Raw genomic sequence first — 21,266 nt, 5'->3', positions numbered from 1 at the left:
CGGCCCCGTCAAGGGCCGGGCTTGTCGCAGGGGGCGGGTTACAGCAGTCCAAAGGGCTTTTCGCCCTCCACCGTCGGCTCGGCCAGCGTCGGCATGGCGTTCTTCGCCCAGGGGGCAATGGTGAAACGGGCCGTGCGGCGGATGGGGGCACCCGCCTTGCCATAGGCCTTCTTGGCCGGGGCCACCGTCACCAGTTCCGCCAGCACGCCATTCCCGTCCACGCGCAGCAGGCCATAGCCGTTGCTGTCGGTATCGACATAGCGCAGATGGCTGTTCTGCCTGGGATTGGCAGCGGCCAGGCCGGCGGCCAGATCGCCCGTCTTCGCCACCGTCACGGCCGCACGGGTACCGCGGCGCAGGGTGACGTTCAGGTTGGCCAGTTTTTCCCCCGGCTTGCCAAAGCGGCTGCCATCGGCGATCAGCAGCGGGTAGAGCGGGCTTTCCGGCTTGGCATAGCCGGCGAAGGAGCGGAAGACGGGCGTGCTGCTGATGCCGGTGACGGAGAATTCCACGGCCACGGGGCGGGGCTCGGCCGCCTCGAAATCCTCATAGACCAGGCCGGCAAAGCTCTGATGATGGTCGCCGGACAGGCTGATCAGGTTGTTGATCCCGGCCTCGCGGGCCCATTCCATGACCTCGCGCCGTTCAGCCGGAAAGCCATCCCAGGCGTCGGCCGTCAACACCAGGGTGGTCGCCTTGGGGTCCACCTGATCCATGTCGATGCGCATGGGCAGGAAGGGCACCGAGGTGGCCAGCAGCTTCCAGGTGGCATCCGTCCCTGCCAGCGTGCGCTTCAGCCAGTCCTTCTGTGCGGGCCCGAACAGGGTGCCGGGCGGATGATCCTTGCGCGGGTTGGGGATCTGCTTGTCACCCACCGGGATCATGGCCGGCGGGTTGCCGCCATTGGCCGTGCGGCCGGCATCCATCAGCGCCACCAGCTTCTGCGGCAGCATATAGGTGGCCTGGCCCGAAATGGCGATGCCCAGTTCGTCCGGCACGGCATGGTCGGACCGGTAGGAGCGGGTGTCGGTCAGCACCAGTTCCACATGCCGGCCGAAGCGCAGCGAGCGGTAGATGGTGAGCGAGGCGAGCGCCTTGAGGTTGTTTTCCTCCTGCAACAGACCGCCATCATCGACGGGGGCATTGCGGGCATCGACATCGCTGACGCTGGTGGGCGCCAAGTCGTGGGCGGCGGCGGCCACACCCGCCACGCCGACGCTGCCCGTCAGCAGCGCCGGGATATATTCGAACCAGGCCTGGTTGGCCGCCAGCTTGCCGCTGGGTAGCGACCGCCCCTCTGGCGCGAAGGTGACGATGGTCTGCCAGTAATCATTCACGAATTCATGGTCGTCCCAGATCGAGACGAAGGGGAAGCGCGCCCGCGCCTCCCGATAATCCGGATCGGACAGGTAGGCGCGGTAAAGCTGGCGAAAATCGGCCAGCGTCAGGGCGTGCCGTGCCTTGCCCCATTTCGTCTCCCCGCCGCCCGATGCGAAGGCGGGCAGGTCGCGCAGCTTGCCGCCATAGCCCACCGTTTCATAGATCTGATCGCCCAGGTGCAGGACGAAGTCGATCTCCTGCCCCGGCTTGGCCGCCCTGTCCTGGTTGATCAGGGTGCGGTAGGCGCCATAGAACCCGTCCTCATAATTCTGGCAGGTGACAAAGGCCAGGGTGACGGCCCGGTCGGCATTGCGTGCCGGGGCCGTGCGCGTGCGGCCGGTCAGGTCGCCCACGCTGCCATCGGCGGCCAGGAAGCGGTAATGATAGGTCCAGTCCGGCTTCAGTCCACCCACCAGGACCCGCACCGTATGGTCGCGGTCGGCCGTCGCGGTGACCGTCCGTTCCACCACCAGCTTGCGGAAGTCAGCCGTCTCTGACACCTGCACTGTCAACCCGACCTCGGCCGGGGTGGTGCCACTGCGGGCTTCAACCCGCGTCCACAGCATGACGCCGTCGGGCTGCGGGTCGGCGGACGCCAGCCCTTGCGGGAAATGATAGGCACCCTGGCCCGCCGCGGCGGGGCGCAGCAGCGGGGCGAAGGGCAGGCCGGCCGTGGCCGCGGCGATGGCGCCGCTGGCCAGCATCAGGTCCAGAAAGGACCGGCGGGAGAAAGTCTTGCTGTCGGTCATGGCCGGCCTCACTGGATCAATATTTCACGGAAACTTCGACGCCCAGGAAGCGGGGCGTGCCGGCGATGAAGGTGGGCAGACCGAAGGAGCCGCCCGTGTTGCCCGCATCGATGATGTATTCCTTGTCGAACAGGTTCTGGCCGTACAGTGCCACGGTCCATTTGTTGTCCGCCGACTTCACGCCCAGGCGCAGATTGGCGATGCCATAGGCGCCCTGGCTGATCGCCGGCAGGTTCGTCTCCTCGAAATAGACGCGCGACTTCCAGGCCCAGGTCGGGGTCGCGAACAGCACCATGTTCAGGCTGTCCAGCGGCTGCTCCAGATTGGCGCCCAGGGTCACGACATGGCGCGGCGTCAGGCGGAAGGTGTTGCCGGCCAGGACCTGGGCATTGCCGTTGCTGTCCTTATCGTCGAATTCGGCATGCACATAGCCATAGGTGGCGAACAGCGATGCCCAGTCGGTGGCCTGTGCCGTCACCGACGCTTCCAGCCCGTAGGAAGAGGCGGTGCCACTGTCCAGGGTGATGGTCGTGGCGGAATTGGGCACGCGCGTGGAGGTCTGGAAATGGCTGTAGTCGTAATAATAGGCCGCACCTTCGATCTGGACCCGGTTGTCCAGCAGGGTGGCCTTGCCGCCAGCCTCATAGCTCCACACCGTCTCCGCGCTCAGCACGTTGGAGAGGGTGGCATTCACCTGCACCACCGCCGGGCGGCGCCCGCGTGAGACACTGGCATACAGCATCGCGTCGTCGGATGGCTTGTAGCTGGCCACGACGCGGCCGACGGCGCTGTCGAAATCATCCTCCGCCTGCTTGCGGGCGACATTGGGGAAGATGCTGCCGAACAGGCTGGCGGCCTTGTCATTCCACTGGACGAAGGCCGATTCCTGCTTTTCGTGCGTCAGACGGATGCCGGCCGTCAGCGACAGTTCCGGCGTCAGATGGTAGGTGCCGTCGGCGAACGCCTCATAGGCGCGGTTGGTGCCGTAATTGGTGAACTCGCCCAACGCCAGGGTGCGCAGCGCCAGACCCGTGGGCAGGGCGGGGATGCCGGGATTGACCGTGCCGTTGGGCAGGATCGGCTGGCCCACGGCGGCGGCCAGCGCCGGCACGGTCAGCAGGGCCAGAGAGCGCTCGTTCGTGCGCAGCGGCACACGCTGGAACCCGTCTTCGTAGAAGTAGCTGACGCCGGCGAAGCCCTGGAAGCGGTCACCGCTGTCGTAATTGACGCGGAATTCCTGGCTCCACTGATCGCCTTCCGCATCCTCGGCGAATTCCAGCAGATAGGCCTGGGTGCCGTCGGCATCGAATTCCTCCACCGCGTCGAACTTGCGGTAGCCGGTGATGGAGGTCAGGGTGAAGCTGTCATTGAGCTTGTATTCAGCCGTCAGGTTGGCATTGAACAGTTCACGGTCGATGCCCAGTTCGGAACCACGGTTCAACTGCGCGGCCGTGAAGGGGCTGGTGGTACCGCCGGCCGGGGCGAAGCGCTTGTTCTTGAAGGAAGTGCCTGAATAGTCGTCATGCTGGTAATTGACGATACCGGTCAGGCTGAAATCATCGTTCGGCTTCAGCAGGAAGGACCCGCGCGCGGCATCCACGCCCACGCCGTTCAACGCCGGGCCGCCGGCCAGATTGGGTACATATCCGTCGCGCTTGCGGCTGATGCCGGCCACACGCACGGCCAGGATGTCGGAGACGGGCACATTCACCGACGTCTCGTACAGACGCTGGTTATAGTCACCGATGGCCACACGGCCGGTGAAGCCGAACTTATCCAGGTCGGGCTTGGCAGAGATGATATGGACAGCGCCGATCTGGGCACCACGGCCGAACAGGGTGCCCTGCGGACCCTTCAGCACCTCCACCCGTTCCACATCGTATAGCTCCACCACCGCGCCGCGGGCGCGGCTGGCCGGCACACCGTCCGCGAACACGGACACGCGCGCTTCCTGCTGGGCGGACCCGCTGTCCGACGTGATGCCACGGATGACGAAGCCGGGATTGTTGGGGCTTTGCAGCTGTACCTGCAGGCCGGGCACGAAATTGGACAGGTCGTCCAGCTCCTGCAGGCCCAGCTGCTGCAGCTTCTCCCCGCTATAGGCGGTCAGGGAGATGGGAACGTCATTGGCGCTCTGCGTGCGCTTCTGGGCGGTGACGACGATCTCTTCCAGCATCACGTCCGTGACGGCATGGGCCGGCGTGAAACCAAGGAAGGCCAGGGCGCCGCCGGCCAGCAGGCAGGCGCGCAGAGACGTGGAACGCATGGGTAGCCCCTTCATATGAAACCGAAGGCGGTGCCGACTGGCATCCGCACTTCCATGGCTCGCAGCATATGAAGGGGCGTGTCAGGCGCGTGATGACACGGTGAAACTATTGTTTCAATTGGGCGTTTGGTGCGATGAATGCCGTCGGGTGCTGACGGTCAGGGGATTAGCGTATCTGCATAGTCAGGCTGCGGCTTGCCGAAGCAGGCGCAGATACTCCCGCAGATTTGTTTCCTCCAGAAACGCCTTCATCTCGAACAGCTCGTCGCGCAAGGCCTGCAATTGCTTATGGGAGCCGAGGGCCCTTGCCTGTTGCATGTTCAGGAATATTGAATTGATCGTGGATATGCAGCGATAAATCATCAACATTGAATCCTTGGAGCTGTTCAGCGCCTTGCCGAATATTTCTTTTGAATCGGCATGATGCCTTGGATCCTTCGTCATTCTGTACATGTACATGTAGGAGACGCCAATATAGTTCATGGAAATCACGTAATAAAGCGGCTTCCCCGTCGAAATTCCCGGTATTTTCCTGATGATTTCAACGCCATCGCTGATTGTTGATAAATCCTTATTCTCGTATCCCATAATCGATAGCAAAACACCAATTGCCATGTTCGCCTTAATTGTAGCGGATGAAGCGCGCATATTGGATATCATTGACAGGCCGCGTCGAACATTTTGAACGGCGGCGGCACCATGCTCCTTGAATTCAGCACTGGAGATCATGACGAAGACACGGCTTTGAATGATACCGGCTTCCACCAGCGCCTCAGCGCGCAGCTCTATCCTGACCATTTCGTTGTCGTAGATATATTTCAGGTATATCAAGGCCTGATCGATCGAGGCGGCAAAATTTGAACTGAGGCACATGCGCTTCATCGACATCGCGTAGCACATGTCCAGCTCTGCTATAGTGTTGTGGGAGAGGCGGCTATATCTGTCGCGGTTCCGTCCCCACCAATCACAATTAGAACGAACCTGAATCAGATATTCGTTATTAATTCCTATATAACAAAGATCTATCAGGGATTTCCATTTTACGATCATCCCATGACAATACATCTCCACGTTCCTTTCTTGAGAAAGGTTTGTTTCCCTTATTATCTCTATCGCATGATTAAGATCATTAGCTTTCATTGCATAGTGACCAAGATAATAGAAGCATTTTGCCGTTATTATATCGAGGGATTCTATATTCGTGATGTCCCAATTCGAGAGTCCGCCACGCCTATTTTTCCTGGCATCGATCTCGTCAATTATTTTTGATATTTTCGACATGCTCTGACTATGCACGGCGCCATGAAGTCTTCCAAGAAAATAGCGGACGGTCAATTGCGGCCCGCTCCAATGGGCACTTGTCTGGAGGGCTTCCATCACCTGCGCGGGCGTCACCGCGACCGCCTGGGCCGGTATGGTGTTTGTCTTGTGGAGTTCATTGAGGCATGATTTTGCGAGAAAACGCGCCTGACTGACAATCGGCTGCATCACGGCTTCGGCACGGATCGAGGATAACTGCTGTGCCGCGTTTAAATTGACCAGGACTGCGCCGCGATTGATTTCGGAGAACGGGCCATCCAGGGTCATCTTCCTGGCTTTTTCGAGACCGCCGCTGATCACCTTGGCAATTGCCTCCTTAAATAATAAATCATCGTGTAATGAATTTCTGTCGGCAATCTCCACATATTCTGCATTGTCGCTAGAGATTATATAAAGATCGGCACCAGAGGAACCATTGATGCTTCCGCCGATCACATATCTTTGCAATTTCCCAGATATATGCCCCCGCAGTGAGTTTACTAGCCTGTTGGCATTTACATCAACGTCCCCGATATTGGCCATCTCAATAGCCAGATTAACGCTGATGACCTTGATTTGTGGTATCAGATGCTGCAAGCGTGTGGCGAATTGCTGCGTAGCGGTGCCTGTCTCATCACCACTCAGCCTGTTGACTGATATAACGACCTTATCTGGAGATTCAATTCTCGCCATTTGACATATGCTGAGAAAATATTCGACAATTTTCTCAATAGTCTTTCTTTCAAGAAAAACACCACCCATTTTACTGACGGCATCATAGAATATGTCTTTGAACATGCTATCGCCTCATATTAATCCATTATAGGTATGCATTTTGGCGATAGTGTTTGTCAATGGATGTATTCTATCGGGCTTGTGCGTCGGATTGAATCCGGAAGCCGTCATATGCCGGTTGCCAACACAATCAGCGCGGGACCCGCATTCCACGACATGACACCCGCGCGCCCGGCGCCCGTTGCGAAACCAGGGGTCTCGCCCTAGGGTCACTGCCCAAAGGGCGACCGGCGGACGGGTGGCCCGCAGACAAAGAGGTGGGCCATGGCCTTCACGGCGAAGATCCTTCTGCTTGGCTCCGGCGAACTGGGCCGCGAGTTCGTCATTTCCGCAAAGCGTCTGGGCGCACAGGTCATCGCCTGCGATGCCTATGACAATGCCCCGGCCATGCAGGTGGCGGACGGGCGGGAAGTGTTTCCCATGCTGGACGGGGAGAAGCTGCGCGCCGCCGTGGAGAAGCACCAGCCCGACTTCATCGTGCCGGAGGTGGAAGCCATCCGCACGGAGATGCTGGCCGAACTGGAGGCGGAGGGCTTCACCGTCGTGCCCTCGGCCCGCGCCACCCAGATGACCATGAACCGCGACCGCATCCGCGAGCTGGCGGCCGTCGATCTGGGCCTGCGCACCAGCAAGTACCGCTATGCCGAAAGCCTGGACGAGGTGATGGCCGCCGTCGCCCATACCGGTCTGCCCTGTGTGATCAAGCCGGTCATGTCCTCCTCCGGCAAGGGGCAGAGCACGGTGAAGGAGGAAGGGGCGCTGGAGACCGCCTGGAACTATGCCGTTGCCAATATGCGCGGCGACCGGGCCAAGGTGATTGTCGAGGAATTCATCCCGTTCGAGTACGAGATCACCCTGCTGACGGTACGCACCAAGGACGGCATCATCTTCTGCCCGCCCATCGGCCACCGGCAGGAACGCGGCGATTATCAGGAAAGCTGGCAGCCGATGGGCATGCGGCCCGACCTGCTGGTCGATGCCCAGGCCATGGCGGCCAAGGTCGTCAATGATCTGGGCGGTCACGGCATTTTCGGTGTGGAATTCTTCGTCACCAAGGACGAGGTCATCTTCTCCGAACTGAGCCCCCGCCCGCATGATACGGGCATGGTGACGCTGGCGTCGCAGAACCTGTCGGAATTCGACCTGCATGCCCGCGCCATCCTGGGCCTGCCCATTCCGGTGGTGGAACTGTACGGCCCGTCGGCCAGCGCCGTGATCCTGGCTGACCGCGATGCCAAGGAATTTGGCTTTACCGGTCTGGCTGCTGCCCTGTTCACGGGCCGCCCCGACCAGGCCGTGGATGTGCGCCTGTTCGGCAAGCCGACAACGCGCCCCTATCGCCGCATGGGCGTGGCGCTGGCGCGCGGCACCGACACGGATGAAGCGCGGGCCACGGCGCAGGCCGCGGCGGCCAAGATCCGCATCGATTACAATTGAGACCCGGTGACATCCCGCCCGATTCCGGTCTGACCGGAATCGGGGCCGGCACCCCGGCCTTCCGCCGGGTCAGCTTGGCCCTGTTCGCGGCGGGCTTCGCCACCTTCGCGCTGCTGTACCATGTACAGCCGCTGCTGCCCCTGCTGGCGGAGAATTTTCACGTCGCCCCGGCGGAGGCGGCCCTTGCCCTGTCCTTTGCCACAGGCCTGCTGTCGGTATCGCTGCTGCTGTCGGGGGCCATGGCCGATGTGTTCGGGCGCAAGCCGGTGATGGTGGCGTCGCTTGCCGCATCGTCCCTGCTGACCCTGGTTACGGCCATCATCCCGTCCTGGCACGGGCTGCTGCTGGCCCGTGCCCTGTTCGGGGTGACGCTGGCAGGCCTGCCGGCTGTCGCCATGGCCTATCTGGGGGAAGAGATGCAGCCCCGCGCCTTGGACCGGGCCATGGGGCTTTATATCGCCGGGTCGGCTATGGGGGGCATGGCGGGGCGGCTGGTCATGGGCGTCGTCGTCGACTTCCTGCCCTGGCAGGCCGCCACTGTCGGTATCGGCCTGATGGGCGGGGCGGCGGCGGTTGCCGTCTGGCGGTTCCTGCCGGTATCGGCCGGGTTTCAGCGCCGGCCGGCGCGGCTGGGCGCCATGGTCCGGGCGCTGGTAGCACCACTGACCGACAGCGGCCTGCGCCTGCTGTTCCTGCAGGGCTTTCTGTTGATGGGCGGCTTCATCACCATCTTCAATTACATGGGTTTCCGCCTGCTGCAGCCGCCCTTCGACCTGCCGCAGTCCGTGGTCGGGCTGATCTTCAGCGCCTATCTGCTGGGCATGGGGTCGTCATCGGGCATCGGGCGGCTGACGGCGCGCTGGGGCCGGCCGCGCACCATGGCAGGCGCCGTGCTGGTCATGGCGACGGGCGTCCTGCTGACCCTGGCCGGCAGTCTTTATGCCATCGTGCCGGGGATCGGGTTGATGACGCTGGGCTTCTTCGGGGCCCATTCATTGGCCAGCGGCTGGGTCGGCGCGCTGGCGCCTGCTACGGGCAAGGCCCAGGCGTCTTCCCTGTACCTTTTCTTCTATTATATGGGGTCCAGCCTGGTCGGTGCCGGCGGCGGGATCATCTGGGCTTCCCTGGGTTGGGGCGGGCTGGCGGGAACGGTGTGTGCCATGCTGGCCCTGTCCCTGGCCCTCATAGGCTGGCTGTCGCGGCGGGGTTAGCATGGATACCATCCTGACCATCATCCTGCCTGTCTTCGGCCTTGTCGCCATCGGCTTCTTTGTGGGCCGGCCGCCGCTGTTCCCGGCGGACTTCGCGCGTTCCTTATCCAATTTCATCTTCTATCTGGCCCTGCCGGCCCTGCTGTTCCGGTCCATGGCCGCACGCGGCCTGCCGCATGGGGATGAGCTGAACCTGATGGCCGCCTATTATCTGGCGCTGACCGTCATCATGCTGTTCAGCTTCCTTTATGCCCGTATCATCTACCGGGAAAGCCTGGGCGGGGCGGCGACCCTGATGCTGGGGGCGTGTTTTTCCAACACGGTGCTGATCGGCGTGCCGCTGACCTTGGCTGCCTATGGCCAGCCGGGATTGCAGCAGATGCTGCTGCTGACCACCTGCCATTCCGCCTATCTGGTCGGGTTGGCCACCGTGCTGGCGGAGGCATCGCGGGCCGGGCAGGGCGGCGGCGCCCTGCGGGTGGCGGCCAAGACCAGCGTCGCCCTGGTGAAGAACCCGGTCATCATCGCTATCCTGGCGGGACTGGCCTTCGGGTCGCTGGGCGGCACCATCCCTGGGCCCATCGACAGCATCGTGCGCATGCTGGGCGAGGCGGCGGTGCCCTGTTCGCTGTTTGCGCTGGGGGCCAGTCTGGTCGGGTTGCAAGTCACCGATCTGGTGGGGCGGACCCTGCTGATGGTGCTGGTCAAGCTGCTGGCCCTGCCGGCCCTGGTCTATCTGTCGGGCCGGTTCCTGTTCGACCTGCCGCCCCTGACGCTGGCGATTGCGGTGACAACGGCGTCCATGCCCAGCGGCATGAACGTATTTCTTTTTGCCCAGCGTTACGAAACGCATGTGGCCCGCACGGCCAGTGCCACTCTGTTAACCACGCTGTTTTCGGCCCTGACGACAGGCCTTATCATCGATATCTTCAGAAATGGCTGAATGCCTGGGGTTTTTCGGCGCCTGTGACCATTGTTACCGGCAATGAATCGTTACACTCCGGAAACCATGTGTGACTTTCCGCCACAATCTTCCGCATGTAATGTCCGCGATTAGGACGGGGGGACATGGGTGATCGCGGGGGCGGTCTCCCGTGAACAATCACCCTCGCCCGGATACCGCGCCCGACGCCGCGGCCCGATGATGGTGATTGATATGACGGTGCAGCCTCTCCACTCCCGCCCTGGTAACGACAGCAACGAAAGCCGGCCGCAGATGCCGGGTGGCCAGCGCTGGACTCCGCCCGGCGGCAAGCGGCCGTCGAAGCTGAAATGGATCCTGCTGGGCACGGTGGTCGTCGCCATTGCTGGCGCAGGTGCCTATGTGGCCCTGAAGCCCAAAAGCGGTGCCGACGGCAAGCCCGTCGCCGCGGCGGATGGCGGCAAGGACACATCCAGCATCATGTCCGTCACCACCATCAAGGCGGAAGCCGCCGAGGTGCCGCGTCACCTGATGGTCACCGGGTCGCTGGCGGCATGGGACGAACTGCCCATCGGTACCCAGACCTCCGGCCTGGCCATCACCGAGGTGCTGGTTGACGAAGGCGACAAGGTGAAGGCGGGGCAACTGCTGGCGCGCTTCGATGACAAGGTGCTGCGCGCCGATCTGGTCTCGCGCGAAGCGTCGCTGCGCGAGGCGCAGGCCCTGGCCGCGGAAGCCGATGCCAATATCCGCCGCGCTGAGGATCTGGCCCGCACCGGGGCCATTTCCAGCCGCGATCTGGACTCCCGCCGGGCGACGGCGCTGACCACCAAGGCCCGCGTCGGCGTGGCCGAAGCCGCCCGTGCCCAGGCGGTCGCCCGTCTGGCCCAGACGGAAGTGCGCAGCCCCACCGACGGCACCGTGTCCAAGCGCAATGCGCGGCTGGGTGCCGTCATGTCGGGCGGCGGCACGGAACTGTTCCGCATCATCCGCGACGACCGGGTTGAGCTGCTGGCCGAGGTGCCGGAGATCGACCTGCGCCAGTTGGAGCCCGGCCAGCCGGCCGAGCTGTCGGCCGTCGACATCCATGGCAAGCCCTTCATCGGGCAGGTTCGCCTGATTTCCCCCGTCGTCGATATCAAGTCGCGCATCGGCACCGTGAAGGTGGAAGTGCCGCACGATCCGGGTCTGCGCCCCGGCATGTTCGTGACGGCCAAGGTCCGCACGGGCACGCAGACCGCCCCCATCGTTCCTGACAATGCCGTCGTCTATCGCGATGCCAAAAGCTGGATCCTGGCCGTGGAAAAGGCGGTGGATGACAAGGGCCATCACGCCGTCACGGCGCGGGAAGTGCGCACCGGCGCGCGCGTGGGCGACAAGGTTGCCATCCTGTCCGGCCTGAATGCCGGGGAGGAAGTGGTGGTGACCGGTGCGGGTTATCTGCGCACCGGTGACAAGGTGATCGTCGCCGATCTGCCGTCCACCCCGGTCAACCCGCTGCCGTCCAACTGACCGCCGCTTGCAAGGAAAGGCACCGGACATGAGCCGTGGCAATATTTCGGCGGTCGCTATCCGCCATCCCGTTCCACCCATTGTGCTGTTCATCATCCTGACGCTGGCGGGTCTGGTGTCCTTCATGACGATGGACATCACCAACAATCCCGACATCGACTTTCCCGTCGTTAATGTCGGCGTCAGCCGTCCGGGTGCCGCGCCGTCGGAACTGGAACAGGAAGTGACGAAGAAGATTGAGGACGCGGTGTCGAATGTCACCGGCATCGATCATGTGTCGTCCAACATCACCGACGGTTATTCCAACACCACGATCGAGTTCAAGATCGGCTACGACACCGACCGCGCCGTGTCTGACGTGCGCGACGCCGTGGCCCGCATCCGCTCCGATCTGCCGCAGGATATCTATGAACCGCAGGTGCAGCGCCTGGAAGTGACGGGCGACAGCATCCTTTATTATGGCGTCACCTCTACCTACCGCTCGGTTGAGCAGCTTTCCTGGCTGATCGACAGCGACATCTCCCGTTCGCTGAAGCGCGTGAACGGCGTGGGCGAGGTGGAGCGCCTGGGCGGTCTCAGCCGTGAAATCCGCGTCAACCTGGACCCGGAGCGCATGATGGCGCTGGGCGTCACGGCGGGCGAGGTGAACCAGCAGCTTCAGGCCCTGAATGTCGACCTGCCGGGCGGCCGGGGTGAGATCGGTGATGCCGAGCAATCGATCCGCACTCTGGGCCGCGCCGAAAGCGTGGATGACCTGCGCAAGATCGAGATTTCGGTATCCGGTGGGCGCAAGGTCCGTCTGTCGGACATCGCCAATGTGGTCGACGGTACGTCGGAACTGCGCGGCGTGTCCCGGCTGGACGGCGTGCCCACGGTCGGTTTCGCCATCGGTCGTTCGCCCAATTCCTCGGAAGTGACCGTCTACAAGGGCGTGCTGGAGGCGGTGAAGCAGCTGGAGAAGGACTATCCGGACCTGACCTTCAAGCTGATCATCAACAATGTGAAGTTCACCATCGACAGCTATCACGCCTCCATCGAGGCGCTGGTCATCGGCGCCCTGCTGGCGGTCGGTGTGGTCTGGTGGTTCCTGCGCGACATGCGGGCCACGCTGATTTCCGCCATCGCCATGCCGCTGTCGACCATCCCGACCTTCCTGATCATGGACTGGTTCGGTTTCACGCTGAACGGCATCACCATGCTGGCGATGGCGCTGGTGGTCGGTATCCTGGTCGATGACGCGATCGTGGAAATCGAAAATATCGTACGCCATATCCGACAGGGTAAACGGCCCTTCGCCGCCGCTTTGGAAGCCGCGGACGAGATCGGCCTGGCCGTGGTGGCCACGACCATGACCATCGTCGTCGTGTTCCTGCCCGTCTCCTTCATGCCGGGTATCGCCGGCCAGTTCTTCAAGTCATTCGGCGTGACCGTGGCCGTGGCCGTGCTGTTCTCGCTGCTGGTTGCGCGTCTGCTCACGCCCCTGATGGCCGCCTATTTCCTGAAGCCGTCGCAGAAGGACGAGCATGAGGCCGGCCCCTGGGTGCAGCGTTACATGCACATGCTGGACTGGTGCATGAGGCGCCGCAAGACGACGCTGATCGCCGGCACCCTGTTCTTCTTCGCGTCGGTCGGTCTTGCCACCCTGCTGCCGTCGGGCTTCGTTCCGGCCCAGGATATCGGCTTCTCCAACCTGCAGATGGAGATGGCGCCGGGCGTGAACCTGGAACAGATGGACGCGATGGTGCAGCGCGCCGCCACCATCCTGAAGGCCCAGCCCGAGGTGGAGACGACCTGGGCCCGCGCCGGTCGCGGCGGCCAGGTGCGCAAGGGCTCGATCATCGTCCTGCTGAAGGAGCGGTCCGAACGTGTCCACCAGAAGGATTTCGAGACTCGCGTCCTGAGCGAGTTGCAGAAGATCCCCGGCGTGCGGTTCAGCTTCAACGCCACGGGTGGCTTCTCCAACCGCGACGTTTCCATCATGCTGACGTCGGAAAACGGCCCGCTGCTGGACACCCACGCCAACAAGGTGCTGGACGAGATGCGGACTCTGTCCATCATCAAGAATGTCAGCTCCACCGCCCCCATGCAGCGGCCGGAAATCCAGATCAAGCCGATGTTCGACCGTGCGGCCGAGCAGGGGGTGTCCGTCTTCACCATCGGTCAGGTCGCCAAAGTGGCGACGCTGGGCGAGATCGACACCAACTCCGCCAAGTTCAACCTGGGCGACCGTCTGGTGCCGATCCGGGTGCAACTGGACAAGGGGGCGCGTGGCGATATCGATGTCATCTCCAACCTGCGCGTCCGCACCAGCAATGGCAGCACCGTGCCCCTGTCGGCCGTGGCGCAGCTGTCGCTGGGCTCCGGTGCCGTGCAGATCGACCGCTTCGACCGTGCCCGCCGCGTGTCGGTGCAGGCTGACCTGAACGGGGCGGAACTGGGCGAGGCCATGAAGGCCATCAACAACCTGCCCGCCATGGCCCACCTGCCGGCCGGCATTTCCAAGCCGAACTATGGCGGGTCGGAGCAGATGGCGATCCTGTTCATGGGCTTCGCCGTGGCGCTGGGAACGGCCTTCCTGCTGATCATTGCGGTGCTGGTGCTGCTGTTCCACAACTTCTTCCAGCCGATCACGATCATGACGGCACTGCCGCTGTCGCTGGGTGGGGCGGTCGTGGGGCTGCTGATGGGCGACATGGCGCTGTCACTGCCGGCATTGATCGGCATCCTGATGCTGATGGGTATCGTCACGAAGAACTCCATCCTGCTGGTGGAATATGCCATCGTCGCCATGCGCGACCATGGGATGAGCCGGCGCGATGCCCTGCTGGATGCAGGCGCCAAGCGTGCCCGCCCCATCGTCATGACCACCATCGCCATGGTGGCCGGCATGGTGCCCATCGCCGCCGGCTGGGGTGCGGATACGGAGTTCCGTCAGCCCATGGCCGTGGCCGTGATCGGTGGCCTGGTGACGTCCACCCTGCTGTCGCTGGTCTTCGTGCCGACCATGTTCACCCTGATGGATGATATCCAGCGCTGGGTGTCCCCGAAACTGGGCCGGCTGCTGACCCCGAAGGAACCCGAGCTGCCGCTGCGTCCGCATGCGGTGGATGGGGAATAAGGCCAGGTTCTGCCATACCCGCTGTTGAACTGACGCCCGGATGGTTCTGCCATCCGGGCGTAATCTTATTACCGGGATTGCGGGCCGGCCGGTAATTAAGCGGCGGCGCATGCATGACTGGCATTTGCGTCCCTGCTGTCGCCGGGGCTTGCGGGCGGATAGGGTTGGGCCTTATCCCCACGGGTGATGGCCGCCATGGTCGGCGGCCGGTTCCGCCTTTGAAAGGAATTCCCGGTGAGCATCAACCGTCTGCATCCCGGCCGCCGCATGAGCGAGGCCGCCATCCATGCCGGCACCGTCTATCTGGCGGGCCAGGTGGCCACCGACCCGACCGCCGATATCAAGGGCCAGACGGCCCAGGTGCTGGCCCAGATCGACGCCCTGCTGGCCGAAGCCGGCAGCGACAAGTCGAAGATCCTGTCCACGACCATCTATCTGTCCGCCATCGGCAATTTCGCCGCCATGAACGAGGTTTGGGACGCCTGGGTGGACCAGTCCAACCCGCCGGCCCGCGCCACGGTCGAAGCCCGTCTGGCCGCCCCCGGCTATCTGGTGGAAATCGTCTGCGTCGCTGCTGTCTGATCGACGTGCATCGCAAGCTGCCGGTGACCAGTCCCGGGTCGCCGGCAGCACGCGACCAACGGCCCCCTGGCGGTGGGCCGTGCCTTGCGCTATCTGAACGGCCTTGAACGGCGGACCCCGGCCCGCCGCCCCCGAAAAGCCCCGGAGCCAGAAATGCCCGATGATGTTGTGAAGCAGAGCTTCAGCCTGTTCCCCCTGGGCCCCGACACCACGCCCTATCGCAAGCTGACCAGCGATTACGTCTCCACGGTCGAATTCGACGGCGAGACGGTGTTGAAGGTGGAGCCCGAGGGGCTGCGCCTGCTGGCCGAAGCCGCCTTCATGGACATCAACCATTTCCTGCGCCCCGGCCATCTGGGCCAGTTGCGCGCCATCCTGGAAGATCCGGAGGCGTCGCCTAACGACCGGTTCGTGGCGCTGGACCTGCTGAAGAACGCCTCCATCGCCGCCGGTGGCATCCTGCCCATGTGCCAGGATACCGGTACGGCCATCATCATGGGCAAGAAGGGCCGCAAGGTCTGGACCAAGGGTGCCGACGAGGCGGCCCTGTCCGAGGGCGTGGCCGACGCCTATCGGAAGCGCAACCTGCGCTACAGTCAGGTGGCGCCCTTGTCCATGTATGAGGAAAAGAACACCCGCACCAATCTGCCGGGCCAGATCGAAATCTTCGCCGAGGGCGAGGATGCCTACAAGTTCCTGTTCATGGCCAAGGGCGGCGGGTCGGCCAACAAGACCTTCCTGTTCCAGGCCACGCCGTCGGTGCTGGCGCCCGATCGTCTGATCCCCTTCATTGAGGAGAAGATGGCGTCCCTTGGCACGTCCGCCTGCCCGCCCTATCACCTGTCGGTGGTCATCGGCGGCCTGTCGGCCGAACAGAACCTGAAGACGGTGAAGCTGGCCTCGGCCCGCTATTATGACAGCCTGCCGACCGAAGGGTCGGAAAGCGGCCACGCCTATCGCGACCTGGACATGGAACAGGCCCTGTTCAAGGCGGCCCAGGGCCTGGGCATCGGGGCGCAGTTCGGCGGCAAGTATTTTTGCCACGATGTCCGCGTCATCCGCCTGCCGCGCCATGGCGCCTCCATGCCCATCGGCATCGGCGTTTCCTGCTCGGCCGACCGTCAGGCGCTGGCCAAGATCACCAAGGACGGCATCTATCTGGAACAGCTGGAAACCGATCCCGCCCGCTTCCTGCCGGAAGTGGACGAGGCGGCGCTGTCGGGTGAGGTGGTGAAGATCGACCTGACCCAGCCCATGGACGACATCCGCAAGACCCTGAGCCAGTATCCGATCCGCACCCGCGTGTCGCTGACCGGACCGCTGATCGTGGCCCGCGACAGCGCCCATGCCAAGCTGCGTGCGCTGCTGGATGCCGGCCAACCACTGCCTGACTATTTCAAGAACCACCCGATCTATTATGCGGGTCCGGCCAAGACGCCGGAAGGCTATGCTTCCGGTTCCTTCGGCCCGACGACGGCCGGCCGCATGGACAGCTTTGTCGACCAGTTCCAGGCAGCGGGCGGTTCCTTCGTCATGCTGGCCAAGGGCAACCGCTCGCCTTCCGTGAAGAATGCCTGCCAGAAGCATGGTGGCTTCTATCTGGGCTCCATCGGCGGTGCCGCCGCCCGTCTGGCCCAGGATTGCATCAAGAAGGTGGAATGCATCGCCTATCCCGAACTGGGCATGGAAGCCATCTGGCGCATTGAGGTGGAGGATTTCCCCGCCTTTATCATCACCGATGACAAGGGCAACGACTTCTTCGAAGCCACCAAGTGACAACAGAAGCGCCCCGTCCAGCTGGATGGGGCGCTTTTTTCTCAGGGGTTCAGTTTGATCAAGGCGGCGTCAGCAACGCCATGGCCTGCTCACAGAACGCCGCCCGTTGCCGCTCATATTCGATACCCGCCTTCAGTACCAGATGACGCAACTGTTGCGCCCGATCGGTCGGGGCGGGCGTGAAATCTCGCCTCTCGATAGCCTGATAGGTTTCCAGCCGCTGGCGATGGTGCCGCGCCAGTTCGGCCAGATTGTCCGGCAAGGTGGTCGGGCCGACCACGGCCTCGGCCCGCAGCCGCACCATCATCTCGTCGCGGATGGGTAACGGCTCCTGGCGCTCGGCCGTCCAGCGGGCCAGTTCATCGCGGCCCGCCGGTAACACCCGATAGGTGCGTTTACGTCCCCGGGCCCCATCCACCTGCCTGCCTTCGATCAATCCGGCAGCCTCCAGCCGTGCCAGCTCCCGATAGATCTGCTGATGCGTGGCCTGCCAGAAATAGCCGATCGACCGGTCGAACCGCCCCGCCAGTTCCGAACCGGCGCCGGGGCGTTCGATCAGGGCGGTCAGCAGGGCGTGCGGCAGGGACATGCGGGGCATCCGTTTCAGCGGTGGGCAGGGGCCTTCATAAGGAACCCCCGCCGGCAATGCCAGATCAGGCTTTCGCCTTGAACGCCGTCATCTCCTGACCGACGCGCCGACCCATTTCCGCCGCCAGGGCCTGCAGGCCGCTCAAGGGCCGGATCATCACCTCGAATTCCCGGATCAGGCCCTGTTCGTCGAAGCGGATGAAATCGATCCCCTTCACCGCCTTGCCTTCCACCGTCGCACTGAATTCCAGCACGACATTCAGCCCGTCCGCCGTCACGGTCGTGCGGTGATAGGTGAAATCGCCGAACACCTGCATGACGGCCCCAATCGCCATCAGCAGGGCATCGGCCCCCTGATAGGGCGTATGGGCCACGGGCGACCGGAACACGGCCTCATCATGGGTGATGGCGCGCAGGGCGGCGATGGACCGGTCGGCGACGATGGCGTGCCAAGCGGTCAGAGAGGCGGCGGCGGCCGGGTGCAGGCCGGGATGGGGGCTCATGGCGTGTTCCCTATTGATTGGCATCAGAGAGCGGCAGCCAGGCGCGTGCCCTGGTTGATGGCGCGCTTGGCGTCCAGTTCGGCCGCGACATCGGCGCCGCCGATCAGGTGGACACGGACGCCGCGCGTCTCCAGATCGGCCTGCAAGGCGCGCAGCGGTTCCTGCCCGGCACAGATGACGACATTGTCGACCTCCAGCAGCTTCTCCTGACCGCCGATGGTCACATGCAGACCGGCATCATCAATGCGGCGATAGGTGACGCCGCCGATGGTGGCGACGCCATGCATCTTCAGCACGCTGCGATGGATCCAGCCGGTCGTCTTCCCCAGATTCTCGCCCAGCTTGCCCTCCGTACGCTGCAGCAGGAAGACCTGCCTGCCATTATGCTCCACCTCCGGCTTGGCACAGCCGCCGGGCCGGCGGTACTCAGGATCGACGCCCCATTGCTTGAAGAAGCGGTCGGCCGACGGCGCCGCGTGCTGCTCCACCAGATAGGTGCTGACATCAAAGCCGATGCCGCCGGCCCCGATGACGGCCACCTTCTGCCCCACGGGCACTTCATCGCGCAGCACGTCCAGATAACCCAGCACCTTGGGATGGTCGATCCCCTCGATGGCCGGCTTGCGCGGCACGACGCCGGTAGCCAGCACCACCTCATCAAACCCGCCCTCGGCCAGCGTCGCGGCATCGGCGCGGGTATTGAGCCGCACCGTCACCCCCTTCAACTCCAGTTGCCGGCGGAAATAGCGCAGGGTCTCGTTGAACTCCTCCTTGCCGGGGATCTTGCGGGCGATGTTGAACTGCCCACCGATCTGGGAGGAGGCCTCGAACAGGGTGACCCTGTGCCCGCGCTCCGCTGCCGTCACGGCGAAGGACAGCCCGGCCGGGCCGGCCCCGACCACGGCGATGCTCTTGGGCGCCGCCGTGGGGGCGATCACCAGCTTGGTCTCATGGCAGGCGCGTGGGTTGACCAGACAGGAGGTGATCTTGCCGCTGAATGTGTGATCCAGGCAGGCCTGGTTGCAGGCGATGCAGCTATTGATCTCGTCGGCCCGGTTCTCGCGCGCTTTCTGCACAAACTGCGCATCGGCCAGGAAGGGACGGGCCATCGACACCATGTCGCAATAACCCTCGGCCAGCAGGCCTTCGGCCACCTCGGGCGTGTTGATGCGGTTGGTGGCGATCAGCGGGATCGACACCTTGCCCTTCATCTCCCGGGTCACCCAGGCAAAGGCGGCACGGGGGACGGAGGTGGCGATGGTGGGGATGCGCGCCTCGTGCCAGCCGATGCCGGTATTCAGGATGGTGGCGCCGGCGGCCTCAATGGCCTGACCCAGCTGCACCACCTCCGCCAGCGTCGATCCGCCTTCCACCAGATCCAGCATGGACAGGCGATAGATGATGATGAAGTTGGGGCCAACTTTCGCGCGGATGCGGCGGACGATCTCCACGGGCAGGCGGATGCGGTTCTCGTAAGACCCGCCCCATTCATCGTCGCGATGATTGGTGCGGGCGGCAATGAACTCGTTGATCAGATAGCCCTCGGACCCCATCACCTCCACACCGTCATAGCCGGCAGCCTGGGCCAGCGCGGCACAGCGCACGAAATCGCCGATGGTCTCCTCCACCTCCTCCCCCGTCAGGGCATGGGGCACGAAGGGATTGATGGGGGCCTGCACCGCCGACGGGGCCACCAGATCCTGCTGATAGGAGTAACGGCCGAAATGCAGGATCTGCATCGCGATCTTGCCGCCCGCCTGATGAACGGCGTCGGTGATGACGCGGTGATGTGCCGCTTCCTCTTCCGTCGCCAGCACGGCGCCGAACGGGGCGGGGCGGCCGCGCTCATTGGGGGCGATGCCGCCGGTGACGATCAGCCCGACCTCGCCGCGCGCCCGTTCGGCGTAGAAGGCGGCCATCCGTTCGAACCCATTCGGCGCCTCCTCCAATCCCACATGCATCGACCCCATCAGCACGCGGTTGCGCAGGGTGGTGAAACCAAGGTCGAGCGGCTGCAACAGGTGGGGATAGGCCGTCATGTGATTATCCTTTATGCAACGGGTTGAATAAAGCATGCCCTCTGGTCCGACCAGATGCAACCAGGTTCAGAACATGCGTGCCGTGGCCGTGCCTGCGCTCCCCACATGGGGTGGCTGTTCCGTCTGATTTCAAGAAAGTGACGATGCTGTGAAGAATCTGGTTGCGTTGTGTGTGAGCGGGGGTCTATATCCCGGCTCCCGCAGCGAGGCGGCCCTTGTGGTTGTGGCGTTGTGGTGGGTCTTGGGGTGATAAGCCTCTGACATTGTTGGATAGACATCATCGTTTGGCGGGGTTGGTCCTGCCGCTGTTGGTCGGTTTTTGGCTTTGTCTTTTTGGGTTTGCCTTGTTTCTGGCGGGTCTGGAAAAAAAGATGGGGCGGTGAAAAAAGCGGTTGACAGGGTTTGGTGGAGCGATTAGAAAGCGCCCCACCGACGCGCCGGACACGCTCCGGCGGCGATGGTGGAACGATCCCTGAAATAGCCTGGCTTTGCGGTCTGGCTGTTCTGGACCCGGGGTTTAAAACCGGGTGATGGTGTATCGTTTGGCCTTTTGGCCCTGGATCTTTGACAAGTGAATCTGTTGAGAAGGGATGCGCAGGCGGCGGATCTTGCTGAGCCGGAGGGTCTGGTTCGTGAGGATACGTTGGCGTGAGCATCCTGGTACATGTTGCTCTATACGCCATCCACGCTATTGACCTTCACGGGTCTCTGGATGGTGGATGGGTTAGGGCAGACGATTGGGAAGTTTGGCGTTTTTTCGTATCCGTCAAAGAGGTTTGTTCACGTGAGTGAGCATTCCGCAAAAAACCTGAGAGTTTGATCCTGGCTCAGAACGAACGCTGGCGGCAGGCCTAACACATGCAAGTCGAACGCACCGCAAGGTGAGTGGCGCACGGGTGAGTAACACGTGGGAATGTACCCTTTGGTTCGGAATAACGTTTGGAAACGAACGCTAATACCGGATGAGCCCTGCGGGGGAAAGATTTATCGCCAAAGGAGCAGCCCGCGTCTGATTAGCTAGTTGGTGGGGTAAGGGCCTACCAAGGCGACGATCAGTAGCTGGTCTGAGAGGATGATCAGCCACACTGG

Annotated in this window: 13 protein-coding genes and 1 rRNA gene; 8 read left to right on the top strand and 6 right to left on the bottom strand. The window is 63.2% G+C overall.

The features are described 5' to 3' along the window. Nucleotides 1-38 precede the first annotated feature (38 nt). From ACODTW_RS25765 to ACODTW_RS25755, 3 genes are all read right to left on the bottom strand, one after another. Nucleotides 39-2,129 carry an alkaline phosphatase D family protein gene (locus ACODTW_RS25765; protein WP_488949009.1) on the bottom strand — a complete coding sequence of 697 codons (2,091 nt, stop codon included), beginning with the start codon at nt 2,127-2,129 and terminating at the stop codon, nt 39-41. A 16-nt stretch (nt 2,130-2,145) separates the two neighbouring features. Beyond that, complete coding sequence (locus tag ACODTW_RS25760; RefSeq protein WP_488949008.1) at nt 2,146-4,395, bottom strand: TonB-dependent receptor; 2,250 nt, start codon at nt 4,393-4,395, stop codon at nt 2,146-2,148. Nucleotides 4,396-4,578: 183 nt separating this feature from the next. Continuing rightward, nucleotides 4,579-6,492, bottom strand: a complete 1,914-nt coding sequence (locus tag ACODTW_RS25755) for a hypothetical protein (RefSeq protein ID WP_488949007.1) — start codon at nt 6,490-6,492, stop codon at nt 4,579-4,581. Between the two features lie 261 nt (nt 6,493-6,753). Between ACODTW_RS25755 and purT the strand changes: the two genes are divergently transcribed. The 7 genes from purT to ACODTW_RS25720 all read left to right on the top strand — a co-directional run bounded on the left by purT (nt 6,754) and on the right by ACODTW_RS25720 (nt 17,047). After that, entirely contained in the window at nt 6,754-7,926 is a 1,173-nt protein-coding gene (gene purT, locus ACODTW_RS25750; RefSeq protein ID WP_488949006.1) for a formate-dependent phosphoribosylglycinamide formyltransferase, read from the top strand. Further along, nucleotides 7,923-9,137: an MFS transporter gene (locus ACODTW_RS25745; protein WP_488949005.1), complete on the top strand. Its 1,215-nt coding sequence runs from the start codon at nt 7,923-7,925 to the stop codon at nt 9,135-9,137. Before purT ends, ACODTW_RS25745 begins: the two co-directional genes overlap by 4 nt. A 1-nt stretch (nt 9,138) precedes the next feature. Further along, the gene (locus ACODTW_RS25740) at nt 9,139-10,080 is read left to right on the top strand and encodes an AEC family transporter (protein ID WP_488949004.1); all 942 of its coding nucleotides are present in this window, start codon (nt 9,139-9,141) and stop codon (nt 10,078-10,080) included. Between the two features lie 213 nt (nt 10,081-10,293). Beyond that, a complete protein-coding gene (locus ACODTW_RS25735; RefSeq protein WP_488949003.1) occupies nt 10,294-11,571 on the top strand; it encodes an efflux RND transporter periplasmic adaptor subunit in 1,278 nt (425 codons plus the stop codon). Nucleotides 11,572-11,599: 28 nt separating this feature from the next. After that, nucleotides 11,600-14,689: an efflux RND transporter permease subunit gene (locus ACODTW_RS25730; RefSeq protein ID WP_488949002.1), complete on the top strand. Its 3,090-nt coding sequence runs from the start codon at nt 11,600-11,602 to the stop codon at nt 14,687-14,689. 234 nt (nt 14,690-14,923) lie between these two features. Further along, entirely contained in the window at nt 14,924-15,271 is a 348-nt protein-coding gene (locus tag ACODTW_RS25725) for a RidA family protein (protein WP_488949001.1), read from the top strand. 153 nt (nt 15,272-15,424) lie between these two features. After that, nucleotides 15,425-17,047, top strand: coding sequence for a fumarate hydratase (locus ACODTW_RS25720; protein ID WP_488949000.1), 1,623 nt, complete (start codon nt 15,425-15,427; stop codon nt 17,045-17,047). A gap of 58 nt (nt 17,048-17,105) precedes the next feature. Here ACODTW_RS25720 and ACODTW_RS25715 read toward each other — a convergent pair whose 3' ends face one another. The 3 genes from ACODTW_RS25715 to ACODTW_RS25705 all read right to left on the bottom strand — a co-directional run bounded on the left by ACODTW_RS25715 (nt 17,106) and on the right by ACODTW_RS25705 (nt 20,177). Continuing rightward, on the bottom strand, nt 17,106-17,636 hold the full coding sequence (locus ACODTW_RS25715; protein ID WP_488948999.1) for a PadR family transcriptional regulator: 531 nt from the start codon (nt 17,634-17,636) through the stop codon (nt 17,106-17,108). Between the two features lie 64 nt (nt 17,637-17,700). Further along, the gene (locus ACODTW_RS25710) at nt 17,701-18,138 is read right to left on the bottom strand and encodes a nuclear transport factor 2 family protein (protein ID WP_488948998.1); all 438 of its coding nucleotides are present in this window, start codon (nt 18,136-18,138) and stop codon (nt 17,701-17,703) included. Nucleotides 18,139-18,161: 23 nt separating this feature from the next. Beyond that, nucleotides 18,162-20,177: an oxidoreductase gene (locus ACODTW_RS25705; protein WP_488948997.1), complete on the bottom strand. Its 2,016-nt coding sequence runs from the start codon at nt 20,175-20,177 to the stop codon at nt 18,162-18,164. An 804-nt stretch (nt 20,178-20,981) separates the two neighbouring features. On the opposite strand from ACODTW_RS25705, the gene ACODTW_RS25700 reads away from it, so the two are divergent. Continuing rightward, nucleotides 20,982-21,266 (top strand): 16S ribosomal RNA (locus tag ACODTW_RS25700); the annotation flags it as partial.

The organism is Niveispirillum sp. FG148, from assembly GCF_057809655.1.
The sequence above is the reverse complement of the archived record's forward strand: the minus strand, read 5'-3'. Positions and strand labels throughout refer to the sequence as shown.